This is a genomic window from Calothrix sp. NIES-3974, from assembly GCF_002368395.1.
GTDB lineage: Bacteria > Cyanobacteriota > Cyanobacteriia > Cyanobacteriales > Nostocaceae > NIES-3974.
Window position 1 is genome coordinate 2233763 of the sequence record NZ_AP018254.1, and the last position, 22574, is coordinate 2256336.

The 22574-nt window shown below is 42.0% G+C and carries 17 protein-coding genes; 7 read left to right on the top strand and 10 right to left on the bottom strand.

The window, feature by feature from the left end; translation table 11 throughout:
- Window positions 1-12: 12 nt before the first annotated feature.
- From petJ to kdpA, 6 genes are all read right to left on the bottom strand, one after another.
- On the bottom strand, window positions 13-348 hold the full coding sequence (petJ, locus tag CDC37_RS08780; protein WP_096626042.1) for a cytochrome c6 PetJ: 336 nt from the start codon (window positions 346-348) through the stop codon (window positions 13-15).
- A gap of 230 nt (window positions 349-578) precedes the next feature.
- On the bottom strand, window positions 579-1688 hold the full coding sequence (locus CDC37_RS08785; protein ID WP_096621414.1) for a sensor histidine kinase KdpD: 1110 nt from the start codon (window positions 1686-1688) through the stop codon (window positions 579-581).
- Between the two features lie 4 nt (window positions 1689-1692).
- Window positions 1693-2265 carry a K(+)-transporting ATPase subunit C gene (gene kdpC / locus CDC37_RS08790; protein WP_096621415.1) on the bottom strand — a complete coding sequence of 191 codons (573 nt, stop codon included), beginning with the start codon at window positions 2263-2265 and terminating at the stop codon, window positions 1693-1695.
- A 188-nt stretch (window positions 2266-2453) separates the two neighbouring features.
- Window positions 2454-2678, bottom strand: a complete 225-nt coding sequence (gene kdpF, locus CDC37_RS08795) for a K(+)-transporting ATPase subunit F (protein WP_231943327.1) — start codon at window positions 2676-2678, stop codon at window positions 2454-2456.
- Between the two features lie 185 nt (window positions 2679-2863).
- Window positions 2864-4954 (bottom strand): potassium-transporting ATPase subunit KdpB, encoded by a 2091-nt coding sequence (gene kdpB, locus CDC37_RS08800; RefSeq protein WP_096621417.1) that lies wholly within the window; start codon window positions 4952-4954, stop codon window positions 2864-2866.
- A gap of 202 nt (window positions 4955-5156) precedes the next feature.
- The gene (gene kdpA, locus CDC37_RS08805; RefSeq protein ID WP_096621418.1) at window positions 5157-6836 is read right to left on the bottom strand and encodes a potassium-transporting ATPase subunit KdpA; all 1680 of its coding nucleotides are present in this window, start codon (window positions 6834-6836) and stop codon (window positions 5157-5159) included.
- A gap of 355 nt (window positions 6837-7191) precedes the next feature.
- Here kdpA and CDC37_RS08810 point away from each other — a divergent pair, with 355 nt between their 5' ends.
- From CDC37_RS08810 to CDC37_RS08830, 5 genes are all read left to right on the top strand, one after another.
- Entirely contained in the window at window positions 7192-8202 is a 1011-nt protein-coding gene (locus tag CDC37_RS08810) for a sensor histidine kinase (RefSeq protein WP_231943329.1), read from the top strand.
- A 48-nt stretch (window positions 8203-8250) separates the two neighbouring features.
- The gene (locus tag CDC37_RS08815) at window positions 8251-8913 is read left to right on the top strand and encodes a response regulator (RefSeq protein WP_096621420.1); all 663 of its coding nucleotides are present in this window, start codon (window positions 8251-8253) and stop codon (window positions 8911-8913) included.
- 125 nt (window positions 8914-9038) lie between these two features.
- Window positions 9039-12833 (top strand): two-partner secretion domain-containing protein, encoded by a 3795-nt coding sequence (locus tag CDC37_RS08820; RefSeq protein WP_096621421.1) that lies wholly within the window; start codon window positions 9039-9041, stop codon window positions 12831-12833.
- A 237-nt stretch (window positions 12834-13070) separates the two neighbouring features.
- A complete protein-coding gene (locus CDC37_RS08825; RefSeq protein WP_096621422.1) occupies window positions 13071-13616 on the top strand; it encodes a hypothetical protein in 546 nt (181 codons plus the stop codon).
- A 464-nt stretch (window positions 13617-14080) separates the two neighbouring features.
- The gene (locus CDC37_RS08830; protein WP_096621423.1) at window positions 14081-16099 is read left to right on the top strand and encodes a serine/threonine-protein kinase; all 2019 of its coding nucleotides are present in this window, start codon (window positions 14081-14083) and stop codon (window positions 16097-16099) included.
- 100 nt (window positions 16100-16199) lie between these two features.
- On the opposite strand, the gene CDC37_RS08835 is transcribed toward CDC37_RS08830, so the two are convergent.
- Both CDC37_RS08835 and CDC37_RS08840 read right to left on the bottom strand, forming a co-directional pair.
- Window positions 16200-16835, bottom strand: a complete 636-nt coding sequence (locus CDC37_RS08835) for a tetratricopeptide repeat protein (protein WP_096621424.1) — start codon at window positions 16833-16835, stop codon at window positions 16200-16202.
- A 175-nt stretch (window positions 16836-17010) separates the two neighbouring features.
- Window positions 17011-18327 (bottom strand): NAD(P)/FAD-dependent oxidoreductase, encoded by a 1317-nt coding sequence (locus CDC37_RS08840; protein ID WP_096621425.1) that lies wholly within the window; start codon window positions 18325-18327, stop codon window positions 17011-17013.
- Between the two features lie 470 nt (window positions 18328-18797).
- Here CDC37_RS08840 and CDC37_RS08845 point away from each other — a divergent pair, with 470 nt between their 5' ends.
- The gene (locus tag CDC37_RS08845) at window positions 18798-19241 is read left to right on the top strand and encodes a hypothetical protein (protein ID WP_096621426.1); all 444 of its coding nucleotides are present in this window, start codon (window positions 18798-18800) and stop codon (window positions 19239-19241) included.
- A gap of 415 nt (window positions 19242-19656) precedes the next feature.
- Here CDC37_RS08845 and CDC37_RS08850 read toward each other — a convergent pair whose 3' ends face one another.
- Window positions 19657-19824 (bottom strand): NblA/ycf18 family protein, encoded by a 168-nt coding sequence (locus tag CDC37_RS08850; protein WP_096621427.1) that lies wholly within the window; start codon window positions 19822-19824, stop codon window positions 19657-19659.
- A 422-nt stretch (window positions 19825-20246) separates the two neighbouring features.
- Window positions 20247-20930 carry a Crp/Fnr family transcriptional regulator gene (locus CDC37_RS08855; protein ID WP_096621428.1) on the bottom strand — a complete coding sequence of 228 codons (684 nt, stop codon included), beginning with the start codon at window positions 20928-20930 and terminating at the stop codon, window positions 20247-20249.
- A gap of 563 nt (window positions 20931-21493) precedes the next feature.
- On the opposite strand from CDC37_RS08855, the gene tilS reads away from it, so the two are divergent.
- Window positions 21494-22510 carry a tRNA lysidine(34) synthetase TilS gene (tilS, locus tag CDC37_RS08860; RefSeq protein ID WP_096621429.1) on the top strand — a complete coding sequence of 339 codons (1017 nt, stop codon included), beginning with the start codon at window positions 21494-21496 and terminating at the stop codon, window positions 22508-22510.
- Window positions 22511-22574 lie beyond the last annotated feature (64 nt).

Below are 22574 nucleotides of genomic sequence, written 5' to 3' on the forward strand. Positions count from 1 at the left end.
AAATTCTTGATTCTATGACCAACCTTTGGTAGCTTTTTCGTAAACGTAGGTGGCTACATCTTCGATTTGGGTGGCGTTTAAGCGACCTTTAAATGCTGGCATCGCGTTTTTACCATTTGTCACCTGGGTGGCGATCGCTTCCACTGAATACATACCGTATTTTTCTAATGCATCTTTTTGTAAAGTTTTATTGGCTTGAACTAGGTTCTTACCACCAGCATGACAGGATGCACAATTTGCCGAAAATATTTTTGCTCCACTTGCAGCGTCTCCTGCTAAGGCTGGACTGCTAAATGCAAGGGTAAAAATTGCGATCGCAGCAAATAATACGGAAATCAAACGCTTCATTTTGTGTTCTCTCTGTAACATTAAGGTCAAAGACGAAAATCCTTTAATATTCTCAACTTCAGGTCTTTTTTCGTCAAACGACAAGCTGTCATAGTTCACATTTTTTATTGATTTTTAATTATTTTTGTAAAATAATATTAATCAAGTTGAAATTGAGCGGGTTTATTAATTGCGATGGCAGTTTAAGTATTAATATGTAATTTTCTGATGTAAATGTGTTTTCAACAACTTTAACTAGATAATTTATGGGTAGCAATAATATGTAAATCTACATCTGGTAGAGAACGCATAAGTTTTTGCACTAAGGAACCACGAAACAGTAAATACCAGCGTGAACGACGGGTTTCACCGACAACTATTTGTGTAATTCGCTCTTTGATTGCGGTATCGATGATTGTGGAGACAACATCAGGGGAGCGAATTTGTAAAAATTTGCCGCCAAAATCTTGACAGATTCTGTTACAGGTTTCGATGTGTAAGCTTTCGGAACGTGTGAGAAACCGCTCCGGGTTATCAACAAATAGTACATACAATTTTGCATTCATATAATGAGCAATTCTCGCTCCTCTTCGTAATAATTGAATTGAATTAGGATATGTAGAGATGCAGACTAAAACTCGTTCGTGGATATTGCAGTAACACCTATCGGAATTGGAATCAATCCCATCTTCTTCAATATTATCGGCAACTTCCCGCAGTGCTAATTCACGTAAAGCGATTAAATTACGTTTTTGAAAGAAATTTTGGAGGGCTTGATCAATTTTTTCCGGTGCATAGATTTTACCTTCTCGTAATCTCTCCTGTAAAGTTTCGGGAGTCACATCGACTACGACAACTTCATCCGCATCATCTAGAATTCGGTCGGGAATTCTTTCTCGGACAACGATACCAGAAATTTTTAAAACCAAATCATTTAAGCTTTCTAAATGTTGAATATTGAGAGTGGAGAAAACATCAATTCCAGCATCCAAAATTTGTTCCACATCTTGATAGCGTTTTGTATGGCGAGAACCGGGAATATTTGTATGGGCTAATTCATCAATTAAAACTAATTGAGGTTGACGCTGAATAATTGCATCAGTATCCATTTCCGTGAGAACCGTTGAGGATACAATTAATTGTTTAGGAGGGATAATTTCTAAGCCCACGGATTTAGCTTGAGTTTTCTCCCTACCGTGGGTTTCTAGCAAACCAATCACAACATCAATTCCTTCCTGTTTGAGGTTCAAACCTTCTTCTAACATGCGATAGGTTTTACCAACACCAGGAGACATACCAATAAATATTTTGTGTTTTCCCCGACGTTTTTTGCCGTGGTCGTAGAGACGGGAGTTAGACATAATTTTATCGTTGATTGTCCAATGACAAATTTAATTTCAAGACATTTACACTTGGTTCACCGAAAATTCCCAAAAAGGGAGCATCTGTATTTTGGGCAATCAAAGCTTGAACCTGATCCGGTGATAGGGAACGAGATTTAGCGACCCTGGGAATTTGGGCGATCGCGGCTTCAATGGTAATATGGGGATCGAGTCCGGAAGCGGATGTATACAACAGGTCTGCCGTCGGTTTGATTCCTTGACTAGATAGTTTTGTCACCTGTACTCGGATGCGTTGAATTAAATCCGGATTACCTGGTGCAATATTACTTGCTCCTGACACTCCTGTGGGTGCGTAGTCTTCTCCTTCACTATAATTGATGGTACTAGGACGACTCCAGAAATAACCTTCACGACTAAAATTTTGCCCAATTAAAGTGCTACCGATTACTTGTTGTTGTGAGTTTATAATTAGGCTACCATTTGCTTGAAAAGGAAATGCTGTTTGACTAATGAAAATCATTAAAAATGGGTAAATTAAAGCTGTTAAAACCCATAGTACGAAAAAATTACGAATGGCAATGATTAGTTCCCGCATTGGTTATACCACTATAGATTTTATAGATTTTGCAGAAAGTTGTAGGGAAATTTATTCTTCCACCCAACTTTCCCAGACGGATTTTGGATTACTTGAGTGAGAAGTCCTTACAGACTATGGATTGAAAAATGCTTGCAAGGTAATACTTCTCAGCATCTATACTGTCGCATTTATTATTCAAATTGGGGTTAAAACTTCTCTGGTTGTAAAATGACAGCAAATAAATAAATTCCCAGACTCAGGGTGACTAAGATTAATAAGCCGATCGCAAAGGCTGTATTTCGATTAATTCCTTGTGCAGAAGTAGCATACACCGCAGGAGCTAAAGCGACATTCAATATCAAAGCGAATAATATCCACTTGGGGTATTTTTGTTGTGGGAATTCAGAGAGAATAAATTTCAGTATTTGCACAATATTTTTCCACATGATTTCGGTGTTTCCAGAAAAAAGGGAGATATAGAAGGTATTAATGATTATTTTGGCTATCTTAGGGCTTACACATTCCTGGTGAAAAAGTCAGGTTCTGAGAAAGCGGATTTTTCGTTTTCAATTACTTCCAGTTCCCCACTCGCAAAAAATGACTTTTCATCCAACCTCTAAGCTAAACCAACTACTGTAATCAAAATATCAATCATCTTCACAGCAATAAAGGGAGCAACCACCCCTCCCAATCCATAGATCAGGATATTACGTTTTAAGAGTTGATTCGCTGTTAAAGGACGGAATTCTACCCCTTTTAAAGCCAAGGGAATCAAAGCCGGAATAATCAAAGCATTGTATATTAACGCTGATAAAACAGCCGATTGAGCGCTGGATAATCCCATAATATTTAAAGCCCCAATACCTGTAGATGCAAACATGGCAGGAATAATTGCAAAATATTTGGCAATATCATTAGCAAGAGAAAATGTTGTCAATGCACCACGGGTAATCAATAATTGTTTACCAATTGTCACCAGGTCAATCAATTTGGTGGGGTCTGAATCCAAATCCACCATATTTGCAGCTTCTTTTGCTGCTTGGGTTCCCGAATTCATCGCTAAACCGACATTTGCTTGTGCAAGTGCAGGTGCATCATTAGTTCCATCCCCTGTCATCGCAACTAATTTACCCTTAGCTTGTTCTGTTTGAATGACCTCAATTTTGTCCTCTGGGGTTGCTTCCGCAATAAAGTCATCTACTCCCGCTTCGGCTGCAATTACGGAAGCTGTAATCCGATTATCTCCTGTTAACATCACCGTACGTACCCCCATGCGTCGTAATTGATCAAAACGCTCCCGAATGCCTGGTTTCACGATATCCTTCAGGTAAATAACTCCATAGGTATCCCCGTTACGACAAACCGCGAGGGGAGTACCCCCTAACCTAGATACCTGTTCATAGGCTATATCCAATGCTTGTGGTGGTTCCTGACCACGGGACTTGACAAAACTACGAATTGCATCCACTGCTCCTTTACGAAATTCATCACCGTTACTGAAATTGGTTCCACTCATACGGGTACGAGCGGAAAATTCAACTCCTTCTGCACTTTCTTGATCAAAGTTAATCTTGGCACCCATTTTCTCCGCTAAGCGTAAAATTGACTTGCCTTCGGGGGTAGTATCAAATAAACTGGCTGCCATTGCCACTGTTGCAACTTCTGGGACTGTGTGACCGTTGACCGGGATAAATTCCTCTGCTAGACGATTTCCCAGGGTAATAGTACCGGTCTTATCAAGGACTAAGGTATTGATATCACCACAGGCTTCAACCGCTCGTCCAGAGGTGGCAACAACGTTAAATTGGGCTACCCGATCCATACCAGCAATCCCAATTGCACTGAGTAAACCACCGATGGTTGTAGGAATTAATGCAACTAGCAGGGCAATGAGAATAGGGACGCTAACAGGGCTATTTACGTAGTTGGCAGGGGTGGGGATAGTGGCCACTACAACTAAAAATACCAGAGTCAAAACCGCTAGGAGTACGGTTAGGGCAATTTCATTGGGGGTTTTACTGCGTTCTGCACCTTCAACTAGGGCAATCATCCGGTCAATAAAACCTTTTCCCGGATCGGCACTAATCCGGATAATTAACATGTCGGAAACTATACGAGTACCACCAGTAACAGTACTAGCAACATCGGAACCGGGTTCTTTTAGTACAGGTGCAGACTCTCCAGTGATGGCAGACTCATCAACGGAAGCAATTCCTTCTATCACCTCCCCATCCGCAGGAATCATATCCCCTGCTTCAATTTTAATGCGATCGCCTTTGCGTAAGTTGGTGGAGGGAACCTGTTCAATCCTCCCATCTGGTAAAAGTTTTTTGGCTAAGGTATCGGCTTTGGTGGAACGGAGGGAATCGGCTTGGGCTTTTCCTCGTCCTTCTGCAACTGCTTCGGCAAAATTCGCAAAAATAACTGTGAAAAAGAGAATTAGGGTGATTAAAGCGTTGAATAGGTGGGGGTTTTCTCCGGTTACGTTTCCGAATAAATTGGGATTGATGGTTAACATCCCTGTGATAATTGTGCCCATCCATACTAGGAACATGACTGGATTTTTGAGGGCGATACGGGGATGAAGTTTGACAAAAGCTTGTTGAACTGCACGTCGGTAAATACCTTGTGTGTTCACTTTCGGAGTGTGTCGTCGCGATTGACGTGTTCCTCCCAATGAGGGGATTTTTCTGATTTGGTTTGGCATTGGTTGGCAATTAGGAATTAAAAATAGGGAATTGGTAGTCTTCTGTTTCAGTAGTTAAGGACGCGCTAGGTGCGTCTATGGATTTTGGCTGCTATGCTGGAGCCCAATGTCGCAAGTTGCATGATTAACAAACCCTTACACAGAAATACTTTTCAACATCTATAACTGTCAAATTCATGTCTACAATTGGTATAATTTATCCTCATCCGGCAAGTTGAAAGGCTTCCGCAATCGGACCAAGAACGAGGACGGGGAGAAAAGTCAGTGCGCCGAGGATTAAAATTACACCTGCGGTGATGGTGGTAAACATTCCCGTATCTGTGCGGAGGGTACCGATGGTTTCGGGAATGGTTTGTTTGTGGGAAATACTATCTGCAAGCAAAATTAAAGCAATGATTGGCACGTAGCGACCAACAATTAAACCTAAGCTGGTACTGATATTCCACCAGAGGGTATTGTCTTTTAAGCCTTCAAATCCAGAACCGTTGTTAGCAGCCGCAGATGCGTATTCAAAGACTACCTGTGAGTAGCCGTGGAAACCAGGGTTACTGATACCAGAGAGTAGGTCGGGAGCAGCCATTGTGATGGCAGCAGGGATTAAAATCATCATCGGGTGGACGAGTAAAATGACGCTTGCAAGAACTATTTCCCGTTTTTCGATTTTACGTCCCAAAAATTCCGGGGTTCGTCCCACCATTAATCCGGTTAAAAATACGGTCAAAATCAGGAAAATGTAAATATAAACTGTTCCCGTTCCCTGTCCTCCCCAGATGATTTGTAAAAACAAATTAAATAGGGTGACACCTCCTGCTAGGGGCATGAGAGAATCATGCATACCGTTGACTGCACCACACATGGTTCCGGTGGTCGCTACTGCCCAAAATGCGGTTAAAAAGGAACCAAATCTGACCTCCTTTCCTTCCCAATTGGGTGCAGATGTGCCCAAAATTGAGTTAACTAAGGGATTTCCCTGGTATTCGGCAATTGCCGCGATCGCAATCAGCCCCACAAACATCACCATAATCATGGTGTACAACAACCAGGCTTGTTTGCGGTTATTGGCAATCACCCCAAAGGTATAAATCATTGCTGTCGGTATTACCAGCATGATGACCGTTTCCAGGAGGTTGGTGAAGTTATTGGGGTTTTCATAGGGGTGGGCAGAATTGATCCCAAAAAACCCTCCACCGTTTTCACCGAGTTCTTTAATAATCTCAAAATGGGCCACTGGACCACGGGCAATGTATTGGGTAGCACCTTCCAGGGTAGTGGCAACGGCAGGAGGTGCAAGGGTTTCCGGTACACCGGCTATGACTAAAGCCATCGCTCCCACCAGGGAAATTGGCAATAGTATCCGGGTAATTGACTGGGTTAAATCGACATAAAAATTACCTAATGCCCTACCTGTGAGTCCCCGAATAAATGCGATCGCAACAGCAATTCCTGTTCCCGCAGAGGTGAACATGAGGAACCCTAAGGCAAACATTTGACTAAAGTAACTGTATGTTGTTTCCCCTGAGTAATGTTGTTGATTGGTGTTGGTGACAAAGGAGATGGCTGTGTGTAGAGCTAAATCCCAATTTACACCTGTCAAATTAGTCGGATTTAAGGGTAGTAGTCCTTGTAATATGAATACAAAGAATACGAATATACCCATGACTAAGTTGCTAAAAATGACTGCTCGGATGTATTGCCATGCACTCATATTATACTGGGAACGAATTCCTGAGAGGGTATAGATTAATCGTTCCAGGGGTAATCCAATGGGGTCAAGTAAGGTGGATTGGTGCAGGAACACACGAGCTATATAACCACCTAGTATGGGTGTGGTGATGGTAATAATTAGGAGAATTAAAGTGATTTGAATGATACCAGTAAGCATGGGGAATTTGAGGTGAAAATCTGATGAAAATGCACAATTGTCAGAGTTTTGAAACTAGCTTCCATAATTGACTATTGTTGATTAGGTAATTCTTTTCTCGGTGTTTCCCTAGTAGTTCGATGAAATTGTGATTGACTAACTTTATTATTCAATTATTGGCCGTTGATGGCAATTAATTCTAGTTATATTTTCTTGTTTAGATATTATCTAAATATTCTAAACACATGTTTAATCTGTATATCTTCTGATATATAACAACAGAACTAAATTCCTTCACTGACGCTATAACCATCCACAAATAATGTCTATGCCATCAGAGCGAAAAAATAACTGGATAATTGTAACCATATTTATCATGGCTATCTTGCTGGAATATACAACACCAGCAATTTATGTCTTTGGATACTTGTATATTGGCGCATTAGTTTTTGCCTATAGTCGCTGTAGCTATCAAGTATCGATCATGTCAACTATGGCAGCAATAATTTTAACCTTATTGAATTTAGTGATTCCCACCAGCATCAACATCTCTTTACCAATAATTGCTAATCGCTTGATTGCTGTGATTGCTTTGATGGTAACAGCATGGTTAAGCTCTCGCAATCGTCAATACCAGGAAGCCATATCCCGACAAAAAATGAAATTACTTGCACAGGAAAAAATGGCAACACTACGGGAAGATTTTGCTTCTACCCTGACCCACGATTTAAAAACACCCCTATTGGGTGCGATTGAAACTCTTAAAGCCTTTAAAGAGCAGAAATTTGGATCAATCAACAGCAAACAAGGTCAGGTGATAGATATTATGATGCGATCGCATTTTTCGACCTTGGAGTTAGTCCAAACCCTTTTGGATGTGTACCGTAATGATGCGGAAGGTTTACAGCTACAACTTCAAAATCTGGATTTGGTTAGTCTTGCTCAGGAAACCATCGCCAGTTTGAACCAATTCGCATCCACACGTCAAGTTTATATTCGCTTGAGTTTTGCCAACTCCGATTTTCCCCAATCCTGCTGGGTCAAAGGTGATCAACTCCAATTGCAACGGGTATTCGTGAATTTAATCACCAATGCAGTCAAACATTCCCTCCGCTCTGGCAAAGTGGAAGTTGTATTTAGCCTTGGAGACCAATACCACACCGTGAAAGTAATCGATCAAGGACAGGGAATTAACGACGAAGAACTGCCGTTATTATTTGAAAGATTCTACCAAGGAAAAAGCGATCGCGCTTTTAAAGGTTCAGGGTTAGGTTTATATTTAAGTCGGCAAATAATTACCGCCCATCAAGGTAAAATTTGGGCAGAGTCAAGAAGAGGGGAAGGAGCTATATTTGCTTTTAGCTTACCTGCAACCACCCCAAATTAAATCTATTCCCCTTTTGATAGTTCCTGTATCCTGTATTCCGACTTCGATATGAAAACCGAACCAATCAAGATATTGCTGGTAGAAGATGACGAACTGTTTCGATTGGGACTTTCGGTACGACTCATGCAAGAACCATCATTACAAATTATCGCTGAAGCAGAAGATGGTGAAACCGCAATTGAATTCGCTGCCCATAATACCCTAGATGTGGTACTTCTGGACATTGGTTTACCAGGAATCGGAGGAGTGGAAACATGTCGGCAAATCAAACAAATACAACCTAATTTATCAGTATTAATACTTACATCCTACCCCCAACAATCCCTGATTAGCAAATTAATTGAAGCGAAAGCGAACGGTTATTGTGTCAAAGGAATCCCACCCGAAAACTTAATTTTAGCCATTCGTTCAGTTGCAGCAGGTGCTTCCTGGTGGGATGCGATCGCCACTGAGCACATCCAGGCCATTTTTCAATCTTCACCTATCCCCACAAGTCCAACCCCAACCAGCAGCAACCATTTAACCAAACGAGAGCAAGAAATCCTCAAATTGATTGCCAAGGGAAAGTCCAATCAGGAAATTGCCGAAATTTTATATATATCCCCCGGCACAGTGCGGGTACATGTACATACAATTTTACAGAAATTAGAGGTACGCGATCGCACTCAAGCGGCTTTAATTGCCATTCAACAAGGTTTGCTCAGTCCATAAATTCCCTCCAGTCTCCTCTACAACTCCGGAGATAAAGTTTTTCAAACATTTATGAATATCGCCCGTATTTTTGCTAGTATTCACACTTAATTAAGAAAAAGTTAATAAATCAAATCTCCAATACGATGCAATTACTCAAACAATTAATTTTCACACCATTTTGGATTAATTCACTGATATTAATTGCCTTATTTAATACCAGTATTCTCACCACAAATCGGGCATCTGCCCAAATTATCCCGGATCAAACTTTACCCCAAAACTCGGATGTAACGAACTTTGGAAAAACCCAGATTATTAACCAAGGAACACGAGTTGAACGCAACCTATTCCATAGTTTTGAGCGTTTTTCAGTTCCTACCAATACTAGTGCCCATTTTAATAATGATTTTGACATCGAAAATATTATTACCCGTGTTACTGGCTCCTCATTTTCCCATATTGACGGTTTAATTAGAGCCAACGGTACAGCCAATTTATTTCTCGTCAATCCCCAGGGAATTATCTTTGGTAATAATGCGCGATTAGATATTGGTGGTTCCTTTGTTGCAAGTACCGCAGACAGTTTACAATTTGCCAATGGTAGCGAATTTTTAACCAATTCCCCAACAGGTTTTTCTGCACCCCTACTGACAATTAATACCCCCATTGGTTTACAACTCGGTAAAACTACAACTAACCCCATTGTGAATCAGGGGGATTTAACTGTTAAACCAGGAAATAATATTAACTTGACCGCAAGTGCAGTGATTAATACTGGTAAATTGCAAGCACCGGGAGGAGAAATTAGTTTAGTTTCCGTTCCCAGTTTGGCTCAGGTGCAGTTAGGAAATAACGGTCAAGTCAACGGTGTGCGAGTTATTAATCCCCAACCTGCAACCGAGATTACCTCCCTTCCCCAGTTCCTCTTGCAACTATCCAACTCTAACTTGACTGCATCCATACCCAAGACAACTGGAACCACAATTACCACGGGAGAAATAGATGCATCCGGTGCGACTGGGGGTGAAATTCACATTCTCGGTCATCAGGTGGGTGTATATACAGGTGCAAAGGTGAATGCATGGGGAAATAATGGTGGTGGTCGGGTGTTAATTGGTGGTAATCCCCAAGGAGAAGGTCTGTTACTTAATGCTGATGCGACCTTTATTGCACCGGATACACGAATAGATGCGAGTGCGATCGCCCAAGGAAACGGGGGAGAAATTATTGTTTGGAGCGATAATTCAACCCGGAGCTACGGTGAATTTCTGGTACGGGGAGGGAGTTTTGGGGGAAATGGGGGGTTAATTGAAACTTCGGGACGGAATTTTTTAGATGTTACCGGAATTAGGGTCAATGGGAGTGCAAATGCAGGTTTAGCAGGAACCTGGTTATTAGACCCGCGTAATGTCAAGTTAGACTATGCACCATCGAGTAATGGGGATTTTAGTAGGGAAAATCCCAATGTATTTGTACCGTCCGGTGATGATGCAATTGTGAATATTGCCGACATTCAAGACCAATTGAGTGCGGGAACGAATGTGATAATTACTACTGGGACAACGGGGGAACAGGAAGGGAATATTACCACGACGACGACGGGTTTTGGGATTAACCCCACAAATACTACACCTGTAACTTTAACATTGAGGGCAGCCAATAATATTATTTTGAGCTCCCAGGAGGGGGGGTTTGGGATTAACGGTCAAAATGCACCCTTTAATTTGGTTTTAGAAGCAGATAGCGATCGCTCTGGGGGTGGCAATATTATTATTGGTGGTGCCAATGGTTGGGGTATTGATACCAAGGGTGGGGAATTACGGGTGAATACAACCGGGTTATTTTCCATCTTTAATGGGGGGATTAATAGTAATAATGATAGTAATATTGCTGCGGGGACAATAAATATTTTTGCGAATCAAATTACTTTAGAAAAAGCAGGAATTAGTGCTAATACTACGGGGATAGGTAAAGCCGCAGATATTAATGTGAATGCTAGTTTAGTGCAACTTTTAGGGGATGCGGGGATTAATAGTAATACTAAGGGTGCGGGTGGGGGAGGTAATGTCACTATCAATACGGGTAATCTATTAATTCAAAATCGTGGGGGGATTGGTAGCGATGAGCAGGAAAGTACGGGAACAGGTAACTTGGGAAATGTCCAGGTGACAGCAACAGAAACCATTAAATTAGTGAATCAAGCTGGTATTGGTAGTGCGAATCGAGGTGATGGGAATACGGGAAATGTGACTGTCAATGCACCGTTGATTATGATTGATAATGGCAGTATTCGCAGTCAAGCTAGAGGTCGGGGAAATGGGGGAGATGTCACCGTTAATGGGGATGACTTATTAGTCGAAAATAATAGTTTTATTGGTAATGAAAGTAGGGGTGGTGGGGGTAATCTGGGAAGGGTGAATGTGACAGCAAATAATAGTGTCACCTTGAGGAATTTTGCTGGGATTAGTAGTAATGTCAGGGGAGAAAGGGGTAACGCTGGGGTCGTAAATCTGAAAACCTCTGCTTTGCGAATAGAAAACAGAAGTGGGTTAGGTAGTGATGTCGGTGCAGATACCAATGGTAATCTATTGGAAGGGGTGAATAGTACTGGGAATGCAGGGGTGATTAATATTGAGGCTGACTCGATCTTTATTACTGGAACCAGTGGTACAGGAACAAAAACCTTTGGGAGTGGGAGTTCTGGGATTACGAGCATTCGTACCGGGACTTTGGTGTTGCGGGATGATTCAGGAATCAGTGCAGAAACCGGAGTAGACCGCAAAGCTGGAGCAGTGGCAACGAATAATACTGGTCAGGGTGGTAGTATTGAAATTATTGCCCAACTAATCGATTTGGAGGAAAAAAGTCGGATTAGTAGTCAGACCGGTGGTCAAGGTGATGCAGGGGAAATTAGGATTACTACCGATAGGTTGATTTTAAACAATCAGGGAAATATTACCACAAGTACCCTTGGGGGTATTGGGGGGGACGCAGGAGCAGCAGGGAGAATTAAAATTACAGCCAACAGCGTTCGCTTAAATGATGCAGGAGCAATTATTAGTGAAACCTTGAGTAATGGGGTGGGTGGGAATATCGAATTAGACGTGAAGGGAGATTTAAAGTTGAGCGATCGCGCGCGGATTTCGACTTCTTCTACGGGTAGTACACAATTGAGTCGAGCAGGAAATATTACCATTACCGCTAATTCCTTGGAATTAAGCAACAACGCACAAATCCTTTCCCAAAGTGCATCCGGAGATGGGGGTAATATTCAAATCCAACTCCCAGAAGCTTTAACCCTACGCAGTGGTGGTCAAATCTCGACCACTACTGGTAGCAATCAAACAGGTGGTAACGGAGGCAATATTGACATCAAGGCTAAATTTATTATCGCCTATCCTAACGCCAACAGCGACATTACAGCCAACGCCTTTGCAGGTCAGGGAGGCAATATAAATATTACCACCCAGGGGTTATTTAATATTCGACCAGCAAAAACCCAAACCCCCGACAACGACATCACCGCAAGTTCCCAACTCGGTATCCAAGGACAAGTTGTCATTACCCAACCCGACGAAACCCAACCCAGTAAAGGAATTATCGACCTACCCAGTTACATCGTCGATGTCAGCGACCAAATCGGTCAAATCTGTCCCACCGGAATCAACGCTAAACCCTTAGCAGAATTCTTTGTCATCGGTAAAGGGGGTTTACCTCCCAATCCCGTCGAATTATTGACAGGTGATACCTTTAGCAGAGAATTAACAACCTGGAACGAGCAGGTTAATACCCTCAACCATCTCCATCAACCCCATTCCCAGCAACCAGAATCAACAATTATTGAAGCACAAGCATGGGTGAAAACCCCCGATGGAAAAGTCATGTTAGTAGCCAACTTACCCCAAACACCAGTCAGACAAATCAGTTGTTTACGCTAAATTTAAATAATTAAGTCGGCGAAAATAAACCTATAGATCCACAGTATTCTCAGCTGTCGCGCATTTAAGTTGTATATTCACCACCTTTGATAAATAACTGTCAGCTGTTAGCAGTCAATAGTCTAATTCCGACTCCTACTCACTACTCCCTGTCCACTTAGTGCAATTATGAAATTTTCCCGTCATCATAGGATGTAGTCCCACCGACAAAAACAGTCAAAACCAAATTAAAAAAATATGCGTAACTCCATCACCTGGTTTCCCTACCCCCGCTCTTGGGTAAATGCGATCGCGCTGTTAGCAATTTTTTTCGGTCTACAGTACGCAATTAATCCCCTGTTACAAATAATGCAATGGATTTCCGTCTTTTGGCCGAATGTTTGGTCAATTTTTTATCTAATTATTTTGCTTACCCCTATTATTATCATTGCCTTTTTACACCACTGGTTCCATAAAATTCTTGATCAATTTGTTCCTGACACCCGCGTGGTCGAAGTCGATGGGCAATCAACGATTTTTCCCAATTTATTTAGTTGGTGGCAAGGTATATATGGTTTATTTGTCGGTGCATTTGCATATATTTTCGCTCTTGCGGTTATCGGTTTCATCTTTTCCTTCGGGGATATTATGGCAGCAATTCAAAACCAAATAGCTAGACCCACACCAATCACCCTCAACCCCATTGATATTACCCAGTTTATCATTCGGATTGTGTGTATTGCCTATTTATACCACATCGAATTCTTGGTACAGCAGCAATTAATAAACTCCAGCCGTCCCTAGGAGATTTTTCCCGCAATTGTTGGGTGGGTTAGGAAAACAGTTACTAACCCACCATTATTTATTAGTATTACCCTTGATAGGTTAGGAAAGGCACGTAAATGAGTCATATTTGGAGCTTGTTCGTGCCTTTTTTGCAGCGGTGAGTCGAGGGGAGTTTCAAGTTGTTACGTCTTTTCAAACAACCTCTCCAGTCGGATTCCTATCTTTTTCCAATTTGTTGCATCCCACACAGAAAATAATTGGGATTTCGATTTAATTTTGATTGACGTTAATAGATAAAAGAATTATTTTTTACCAGTAAATCTGCCGTAGCATCCAGATATTAAAAACATCTAAAATCAACATAATATTTGCTAAATATAGATATAATAATTCCATCCTCAACCATGATTTTCGCTTCGATATTTGCTGTAATCAGTAATCAAATATGCAGAAATCATTGACCCACCTGTGCTAGTTAAGTGATGTCTATTTGTTGTCTGAATCCTGATTGCTCTAATCCTTTAAATCCCGATACAGAAAAATTTTGTCAAGCTTGTGGTGCGACTTTAACACCAAAATTACGTAACCGCTTTCAAGTCGTCCGGGTACTATCGGATGAGGGGGGATTTGGACGTACTTATTTAGCAAAAGATATCGATAAATTGAATGATTTGTGTGTGATTAAACAACTCGCACCGAAAGCGGAAGGTAGTTGGGCATTTAAAAAAGCTTTGGAATTATTTCAAAAGGAAGCAAAAAGATTACAAGAACTAGGTGAACATCCCCAAATACCGACTTTAATTGCCTATTTTGAACAGGATAGTTACCTGTATTTAGTGCAACAGTATATTGCCGGAGAAAATTTACTGAAAGAACTGGAAGCACAAAAGCACCAACGGGGAGACAAAGCACCCTATACGGAAGCTCAAGTTCGTCAAATTATGATTGACTTGTTGACTGTATTAAAGTTTATTCACCAACGTGGTGTAATTCATCGTGATATTAAACCTCAAAATTTAGTCCGACGACAAAGTGATGGGTTATTGTGTTTAATTGATTTTGGATCTTCCAAACAATTAAGTGCCCAGGTACAATCTAAAGAAGGTACTGCCATCGGTTCTCATGGCTACTCACCGATTGAGCAAATCCGTGACGGTACGGCTCATCCAGCGAGTGATTTATTTAGTTTGGGAGCAACTTGTTTCCACCTATTAACAGGATTTTCCCCCTTTCGCTTGTGGACAGAACATGGCTACGGTTGGGTAAATTGTTGGCGGGAATATTTACCTGCACCTATCAATGATGATTTTGCCAAGGTTTTAGATAAATTACTCAAAAAAGAAATTGGTCAACGATTTCAATCAGCAGATGAAGTTTTACTGGCAATTTCCCCCGAACCTTCCCCATCTCCTCTAAATCAGGCTAAAATCTTTGTCAATGATGCCAGATTTCGGTTAATTATTGTTAGTATCACGGCGGTACTCTTGCTGGTGGTGGGGGATTTTTGGTTACGACAATTTGGTATTTGGGATAATAGTAAAATTGCCCTATTTAAATCAACAGAAAACTCCAAAACCCAACCAGAAAAATGGCACTATAGTAATGGCTATGCTACTAATTACCAATTAGCCCTCACCATTCGCGGATTTGCTAATCCCGTCATGACCACAGCCATGACCCCCGACCGTAGTACCATTGCCAGTAATAGCGATCGCGCGGTCAAGTTATGGAGTTTGGCCACGGGTCAAGAAATCGCTACCCTCTACGGTCACACTGGTGCGGTTAATACCCTGGCGATTACCCACAACGGTCAAACCTTAGCCAGTGGTAGCACAGACCAAACCATCAAGTTATGGAATATTGCCACGGGTAGGGAAATTGCCACCCTGAATCAACATCAGTCAGCTGTCAGGATTGTGAAGTTTAGCTATGATGATAAAGTTTTAGCTAGTGCTGGCGACGACAAAAACATCATTCTCTGGGAATTACAGCGACGTACACCTCTACAAATTATCCCAGCCCACACCGCAAGTATCCGTACCCTGGCCTTTAACCCGGATGCATCCCTCCTCGCTAGTGGTAGTGACGATAGTACCATCAAAATCTGGCGAATCGGTCAAACTCAACCAATTCATACCCTGAACGGACACAACCAACCTGTCACCGCAGTTGCTTTTAATCGGGATGGTCAAATATTAGCTAGTGCTGGTCATGACAAAACCATTAAATTCTGGAATGTCAACACTGGTCAAGAAATACGTACACTCACAGCCCATCAAGATCAGGTGACAGCCCTCACATTTAGTCCCGATGGGATGGTACTAGCTACCGCTAGTCGGGATCAAACCATCAAACTATGGAATGTGGCGACTGGAGCGATGTTGAAGGAATTGTCCGCCGATGGTGCAAGTGTGGAGACTATCATGTTTAGTGCTGATGGTAGCATGTTGTTAAGCGGTGGTAATGATAAAACCCTGCGGATTTGGGAGTTAGGGAAGTAGGTAATTCTGATATAGACAACAGGGAGTAGAAACGACCCGTCGGGTCGTCTCTACGCCGAATAAACGGTTGCGTTGCGGTTTTATATTTAATTATACCTACCTACTTACCTGACAGGGATGGAAGGGGAGCAGGGGAAGAAAATGTGTTGAAATTTTTGTTAAATGGTATGAGAAGTAAGTGATTTTGGTTGATTAATTCGGCGAGGATTTTTTCCTGGGCTTGGCGTTTAAGTTGTAATTCCTGTTCCTGGGCGAGGAGTTGGGGGTCAGTGTTTTTACGGAGTTTGACCTGGGATTGGGCGAGGAGTTCTAGTAAAACACGGGCACGGGAACCTTCGGAACTGTTGAGGGGGAGGATGTTGTAGTTTTTACCGGGGTTTTTCTCGTTCAGTTCCATCAACAGGTCGATGTGGAATTTGTAGTAATTCTGGACGGTGGCGAAATATTGGGTTTTCAGGTCTTGGTTGGTGTAGGTGTCGCGGAGTTGTTCGATAATTTGGATGGCGGTTTCGATGTGTTGGAGGGATGCTTGGAGATTACCTTGTTTGCGTTCCAGGTTTGCTAGATTTCCGAGGGTAGTAGCTTCCCCACGGCGATCGCCCACTGCACGCAATAAGGGTAGAGCTTGCTGGTAGTATTCTAGAGCCTGCTGCTTTTGTCCTAAATCCGAGTAGACTCGACCGATACCAAGAAGAGCAAATGCTTGTTCTTTCTTATCCCCTAATTTTTGCCACAAAACTAGGGCTGCTTCCCATTTCTTCCTCGCTGCAATTAGGGATTCTTTGCTTCCTTCCTGAAATAATTGCCACTCGTGGAATGCGTCCCCACGCGGAGCATCGGGACGAGATAAAGCTTGATAGAGACGACCTGACTGGTTGTTATTAGAGACGACCTGACCCGATGGGTTTTTATTAGAGACGACCCGACGGGTCGTCTCTACTTCTTATTTTTCGGTGGGGATGACTGACTTCTTGGAATTCTTTGACTGATTGGATATGGTGGGAATTGGGAAGGATGACTTTTATGGGGCGATCGCGTAGTATGTAACTATAAATCCAATGTATGAAAACTTGGATTCGATTGCGGATTCCTGGTAAATATACTAGATGCACTTGTAACCAGAGTATCCACGCAATTAGTCCCTGGAGACGAATTTTGCCGATTTCTGCAATTGCATAGTTGCGTCCTAATACCACCATTGTCCCTGGATGTTGGTGGTGTAAGGGTTGGGGTGTACGACCTTGAATCTGACGCTGAATATTTTCAGCAGCCCATTTACCTTGAGCGATCGCGGTGGATGCTACCATTGGTTGTTGTAGGGTGGGAGCTGCAATGTCGCCAATTAGATATAGGTTGTTGATGTGGGGATGTTGCAGGGTTGGCAATACTTCAACTTGACCGTTTTCGGCAGTTAGTCCCCACCGTTCTAAAAGGGGGTGACTACGTACTCCAGCAGTCCAAATCACGGTTTTGGTGGGAATTACTCTTCCATCATCCAAATATAAGGCATCGGCGGTGACTTTGTTCACTTGGGAATGGAAACGGATTTCTACTCCCATTGATTGCAATTTGCGTCGCGCATAATCTCCACTTTGGGGTGATAGTTCTGGTAATAATCGCTGTCCCCGTTGCAATAGAACAATCCGTACACGACGCACATCGGTGTTGGGATAATCTTTTGACAAAGAATTGTGTATCCAATCTGCTAAATCTGCGGCTAATTCCACACCTGTCGCACCTCCACCAACGATACAAAAGGTTAAAAGTTGGCAAGATTTAGGTTTATGGGTGGGGTTTTGACTTCGTTCCCAACAAGTTAAAATATGGTTGCGTAAATTGACTGCATCGTGGATATTTTTGAGGGCAAAACCAAATTCCGCAGCACCAGTAATTTGACCGTAATTGGTTTTAGTACCGCAGGCAATTACTAGATAATCATATTTAATTAAATCCCGCTCAACTTCCAATAACTGTTTATGGAAATTCACCCGCTTCACAGTGGTGGTAATGCAGCGAATGTGATTTGATTTACCGATAGCACGGTGAAGGGGGTACAGGGTATTTGTCGGTGCGATCGCGGCTGTGGCAACTTGATGGAGTAGGGGAGAAAAAGTGTGATAATTCTCACTATTGAGTAGCAGCACGTCCACGGATTTACCAGCTAATTTCCGCGCTACAGCTAATCCCGCAAATCCTGCTCCGACAATCACTACTCGCTTTCGCGTCATATTCCCTCAAACCTCGGTCTATTGGCAGCTGCAATTAATCTTAACAGTACCGTAAATGGAAAAATGCCATTTCGACAACCTGGAATATTCGCGATTTCTAATCTTTGTCGGGATGTAGCATGGCTACGTCTCTACAACACAACGATAATTTAATGTGAGTTCGATGAACCTCACCCCAACCCCTCTCCGCAGAACGGAGAGGGGCGGAAAAATCTGTGGTTTTAACCAAAAATCAAGGTTGCCAAAGTCTGTATCCATTTCGGAGAGAGGATTGGAGAGGGGTTATTTGAATCCGTCGAATTCATCTTAATTTTATCAATCATGATCCAAAATCTAAAATCAAAGGACAGAAATTACCCCCCACAGATTTATGCTCAACGATGAATTAAGCTCTCTCAAGGGAAAGTTATAAACCCCCATTCCCATCGATTACAAATAGGGTGTTCAATCTCCAGGGGAACCTAAATAAAATGAAACTGAATTATTTGATGAATTGTTTGGTGGCTATCCAACGTCGGTTATTTAGCAGTATATTGTGCTTGATGGCGATCGCTTTTGTTTGGCAAGGTGGATTTTCGATTAATCACGCGATCGCAACTCCATTTAATCCTATGCTTGCAACGGATATGGGTCGTCAAGTCAAGGATAAAGCCAGAGAAGATGCAAGCAATGTTAAAGGTTTTATCCGCGATGCAGCTAATCAAGTGGAGAAAACTGCTAACCAGAATGCTAACAAAGTCGGACAAGCAACGGATGGAAGCGGGAATTTCCTCGAACGGAAAGCAAACCAAGATGCAGCGACCATCCAAAGACGTGCAGAGGCTGATGCAGTGCGCACTCAAAAAGCTGTAGATTCAACCAAAAATGCCGTTGAACGCACTGTTGATAATATCAAAGATGCTTTCACCAGCTAAAAACTGATTCCAACTGAAACTTCCAAGAAAGTATTCCTGTTCGTAGTAGCACCCATAGCGCCCTATGTTAACGCTTTTTCATGGCTAAGACCACTACTACGAACCCCTCAAAAAATTATATATGTATATATGTGGTCGAATTGTGGTGTGTACTTTAAGCAGTAAGTAGGTGGGTGGTAAAAATTGTCGTTGATATCAGGGAGTAGGAGTCTTGTGATTTGATGGCGATCGCAATTCTATCATCTCAATATACAAAATATACCACTATCCCCCAGAACTCAGTACCCAGTTGAAAAATCTATCTTAGTAGCGGCAATTCGTGAATTACCGCTACTTTCGATTATGTACAAGTTCTGATACGGTATTAATCTAGCGAGTTATTTTGGTAGACTCAAAGTCTCAAGTTGTTTTATCTCTAGATGTTCTTGAGTAGATTCTTGACCATATTGTCCTTAACCATCATTTGTCGTAGCACCTCTAACAAGTAGGCTTGAGCTTCCTCTCGACTCAACTCCTCTATCTGGTGCTTAAAACTTTGTAAGCGAAACTGCTGCTCTAAGGTCAACTCGTTGGTAAAATCCATGATTCACTCCTTTCATCCGGTTGAATCGATCCCACTATGTACTCGTGTGCCTGCGACTACGTAGGGTAATCTGATATTTATTTTAGCATAAGGTATGTATATTTCAAATATTTTGTCAAGCCATGAGTAAAGAGAGTAACAAAAATTTATCTTTTGGGGAAGAGACGACCCGTCGGGTCATCTGTACGGGAGTAGGAATGAGCTATTTTTTTGTATTTGTAGAAATGTAGCGCTACTACATCTCATGTTCTGAATGCATGACAAACATTTTTTGTGGAATCGGTATTAATTCCACAAGAAGTTGATTGTTGGGTGATGGTACAGAAGGTGAATAATATTGCTCTTATTTGATTCGGTACACCACAACACATAAAAGTGCTTTCCCCTTCCCTACTCCCTACCTGACAGCAGACCCTACATAGTTAAATTCTGGCAGCCAAATTAGCCAACTGCTTATAATTAGTGAGATATAAAGCTTGTTTTGCCGTATCGATATTAATCCACCCTTTTTCCGATAACTTTTCCAAAATCATCTTTGTTTCTTCCACACCGATTTCTGTGACATCAGCCAAATCTTGGTGAGAAATATTCAGAATTTCCTGACCGTAATTGGATTCTTGACCGTAGCTTTCAGCCAAATTGACCAAGGTATATGCTAACTTGACAGCAGGTGGGGAAGTTCGCATTTGTAAGCGCATATTCACATGGCGCAATCTTCTGACCATTAGTTGCAACATGCGGTGGTGTAATTGGGGGTCTTTAAACAGGGTTTGGACAAAGCAATTACGGGAAACGCTGAGTAACTTCACTGGAGAAAGGGCAATGACATCGGTGGAACGGGGGGATTCGTCGAGAATAGCCATTTCTCCGAAAAAATCACCCTTACCGAGAATTGCGATCGCTCGTGTATCTTCTCCGATTGTACGACGAACTTTCACCCAACCAGAAACGACGAAATAGACTGCATTTCCCCAGGAATCTTCCATTAATACAGCTCGTCCCGTGGGGTACTCATGTTCTGTTGCCACATTTAGTAACCATTCCAAGGTTTGTGGATTGGCTGTACTGAGTAGGGGAAAAATTTCGCTAAAAATTTCGGTGAGCATGAAACTTTAACAAACGGGAAAATGATTAATATTTTGGATTTTGGATTTGGTAGAGACGTAGCGGTGCTACGTATCTACACAGGAAAATAATACCGATTCAAAAAATATTTGCAACACATCCAGGGTATGGGATGCAATATATATAGCAACGCAATATATTACATGATATATATGGAGACGTAATATATTGTAGGAACGCAACATATTACATGACATATGTGGAGACGTAATATATTGTAGGAACGCAACATATTACATGATATATGTGAAGACGTAATATATTGTAGGAACGCAACATACTACATGACATATTTGGAGACGTAATATATTACGTCTCTACAAACAAAATCTATCTGCCGCATTTTTTTCAAATTGGTATAACTTTTTCTTTCTCCTTACTACCTATTTTCAAAACATATTTTGGCTGATCAAACCTTGCAAAGGACTACATCAACCAATTGGTTTAAATTATAAATCCAAATCTAAATACTGAATTTTATTACAACACAGATTTTTTACTATCGAAATCAGCAGTTTTACCGAAAGTTAGGCTCATATAAACTATGGTTTGGACTTCCCTCCATGCTCATTTCCATCAAGTGATTCGCACGCGGAAATTATTTCTTCCTCGACAACGGATTCTGATGGCGGTTTCCGGTGGACAGGATTCCCTGTGTCTAGCGAAACTAATGGTTGACTTACAACCTAAGTGGGATTGGCAGTTAGGGATAATCCATTGTGATCATCGTTGGCGTAGTGATTCCCAGGCTAATGGGGAGCATGTGAGGGAAATTGCCAGGGGTTGGGGTATTGCTTTTTACTTAGAAGTGACACCAATGGAATTAGGTAGTGAAGCTGTTGCCAGGGATTGGCGATATGGGGTATTTTTACAAACAGCCCAAGCCCATGCCTATACATCCGTGGTGACGGGACATACTCAAAGCGATCGCGCGGAAACTTTGCTATATAATTTACTCCGTGGCAGTGGTGCGGATGGCTTACAGGCTTTAACTTGGCAAAGACAACTGAGTCCTGAAGTGAGTTTGGTGCGACCCATGCTAACTATTAGTCGTTCCCAAACGGGTCAGTTTTGTCAGGAGATGGATTTAGCTGTGTGGGAGGATACAACTAATACAGACCTCAAATACACTCGCAATCGGATTCGTCAAGAATTATTACCCTATCTACAAGCACACTTTAATCCCCAAGTGGAAGTAGCCTTAGGAAGGACAGCCGAACTGTTGCAAGCGGATGTAGAATGTTGGCAAGCGCAAGCAGAATTGGACTTACAGCTGGTCTTAGAAAATCACCACGAAATTGATGTCAAGCTAGATGGGACAACTTCCCCAGTCTTCACACTGAAGTTAAATTGTCAAAAACTGCGAAAACTCCACCTCTCCCGTCAACGTCGAGTCATGCGGAAATTTTTGCTAGAATATCTCGGTATTTCGCCAAACTTTGAGCAAATCGAAAAAATTATCGCCCTCATTACAGCACCATCGCGATCGCAAACCGATCCTTTTCCTGGAGGTGCGATCGCATTTGTGGAAAATGGTTATATTATGTTTAAATATAGTTAATCCAAAATCCAAAATCCGTAGTAGAGACGACCCCACGGGTCGTCTTTACTGTAATCCAACATCC

Coding starts and splice junctions, on each gene's coding strand:
- petJ (WP_096626042.1), bottom strand. CDS start 348: ATGAAGCGTTTGATTTCCGTATTATTTGCTGCGATCGCAATTTTTACC.
- CDC37_RS08785 (WP_096621414.1), bottom strand. CDS start 1,688: ATGTCTAACTCCCGTCTCTACGACCACGGCAAAAAACGTCGGGGAAAA.
- kdpC (WP_096621415.1), bottom strand. CDS start 2,265: ATGCGGGAACTAATCATTGCCATTCGTAATTTTTTCGTACTATGGGTT.
- kdpB (WP_096621417.1), bottom strand. CDS start 4,954: ATGCCAAACCAAATCAGAAAAATCCCCTCATTGGGAGGAACACGTCAA.
- kdpA (WP_096621418.1), bottom strand. CDS start 6,836: ATGCTTACTGGTATCATTCAAATCACTTTAATTCTCCTAATTATTACC.
- CDC37_RS08810 (WP_231943329.1), top strand. CDS start 7,192: ATGGCTATCTTGCTGGAATATACAACACCAGCAATTTATGTCTTTGGA.
- CDC37_RS08815 (WP_096621420.1), top strand. CDS start 8,251: ATGAAAACCGAACCAATCAAGATATTGCTGGTAGAAGATGACGAACTG.
- CDC37_RS08820 (WP_096621421.1), top strand. CDS start 9,039: ATGCAATTACTCAAACAATTAATTTTCACACCATTTTGGATTAATTCA.
- CDC37_RS08825 (WP_096621422.1), top strand. CDS start 13,071: ATGCGTAACTCCATCACCTGGTTTCCCTACCCCCGCTCTTGGGTAAAT.
- CDC37_RS08830 (WP_096621423.1), top strand. CDS start 14,081: ATGTCTATTTGTTGTCTGAATCCTGATTGCTCTAATCCTTTAAATCCC.
- CDC37_RS08840 (WP_096621425.1), bottom strand. CDS start 18,327: ATGACGCGAAAGCGAGTAGTGATTGTCGGAGCAGGATTTGCGGGATTA.
- CDC37_RS08845 (WP_096621426.1), top strand. CDS start 18,798: ATGAAACTGAATTATTTGATGAATTGTTTGGTGGCTATCCAACGTCGG.
- CDC37_RS08850 (WP_096621427.1), bottom strand. CDS start 19,824: ATGGATTTTACCAACGAGTTGACCTTAGAGCAGCAGTTTCGCTTACAA.
- CDC37_RS08855 (WP_096621428.1), bottom strand. CDS start 20,930: ATGCTCACCGAAATTTTTAGCGAAATTTTTCCCCTACTCAGTACAGCC.
- tilS (WP_096621429.1), top strand. CDS start 21,494: ATGGTTTGGACTTCCCTCCATGCTCATTTCCATCAAGTGATTCGCACG.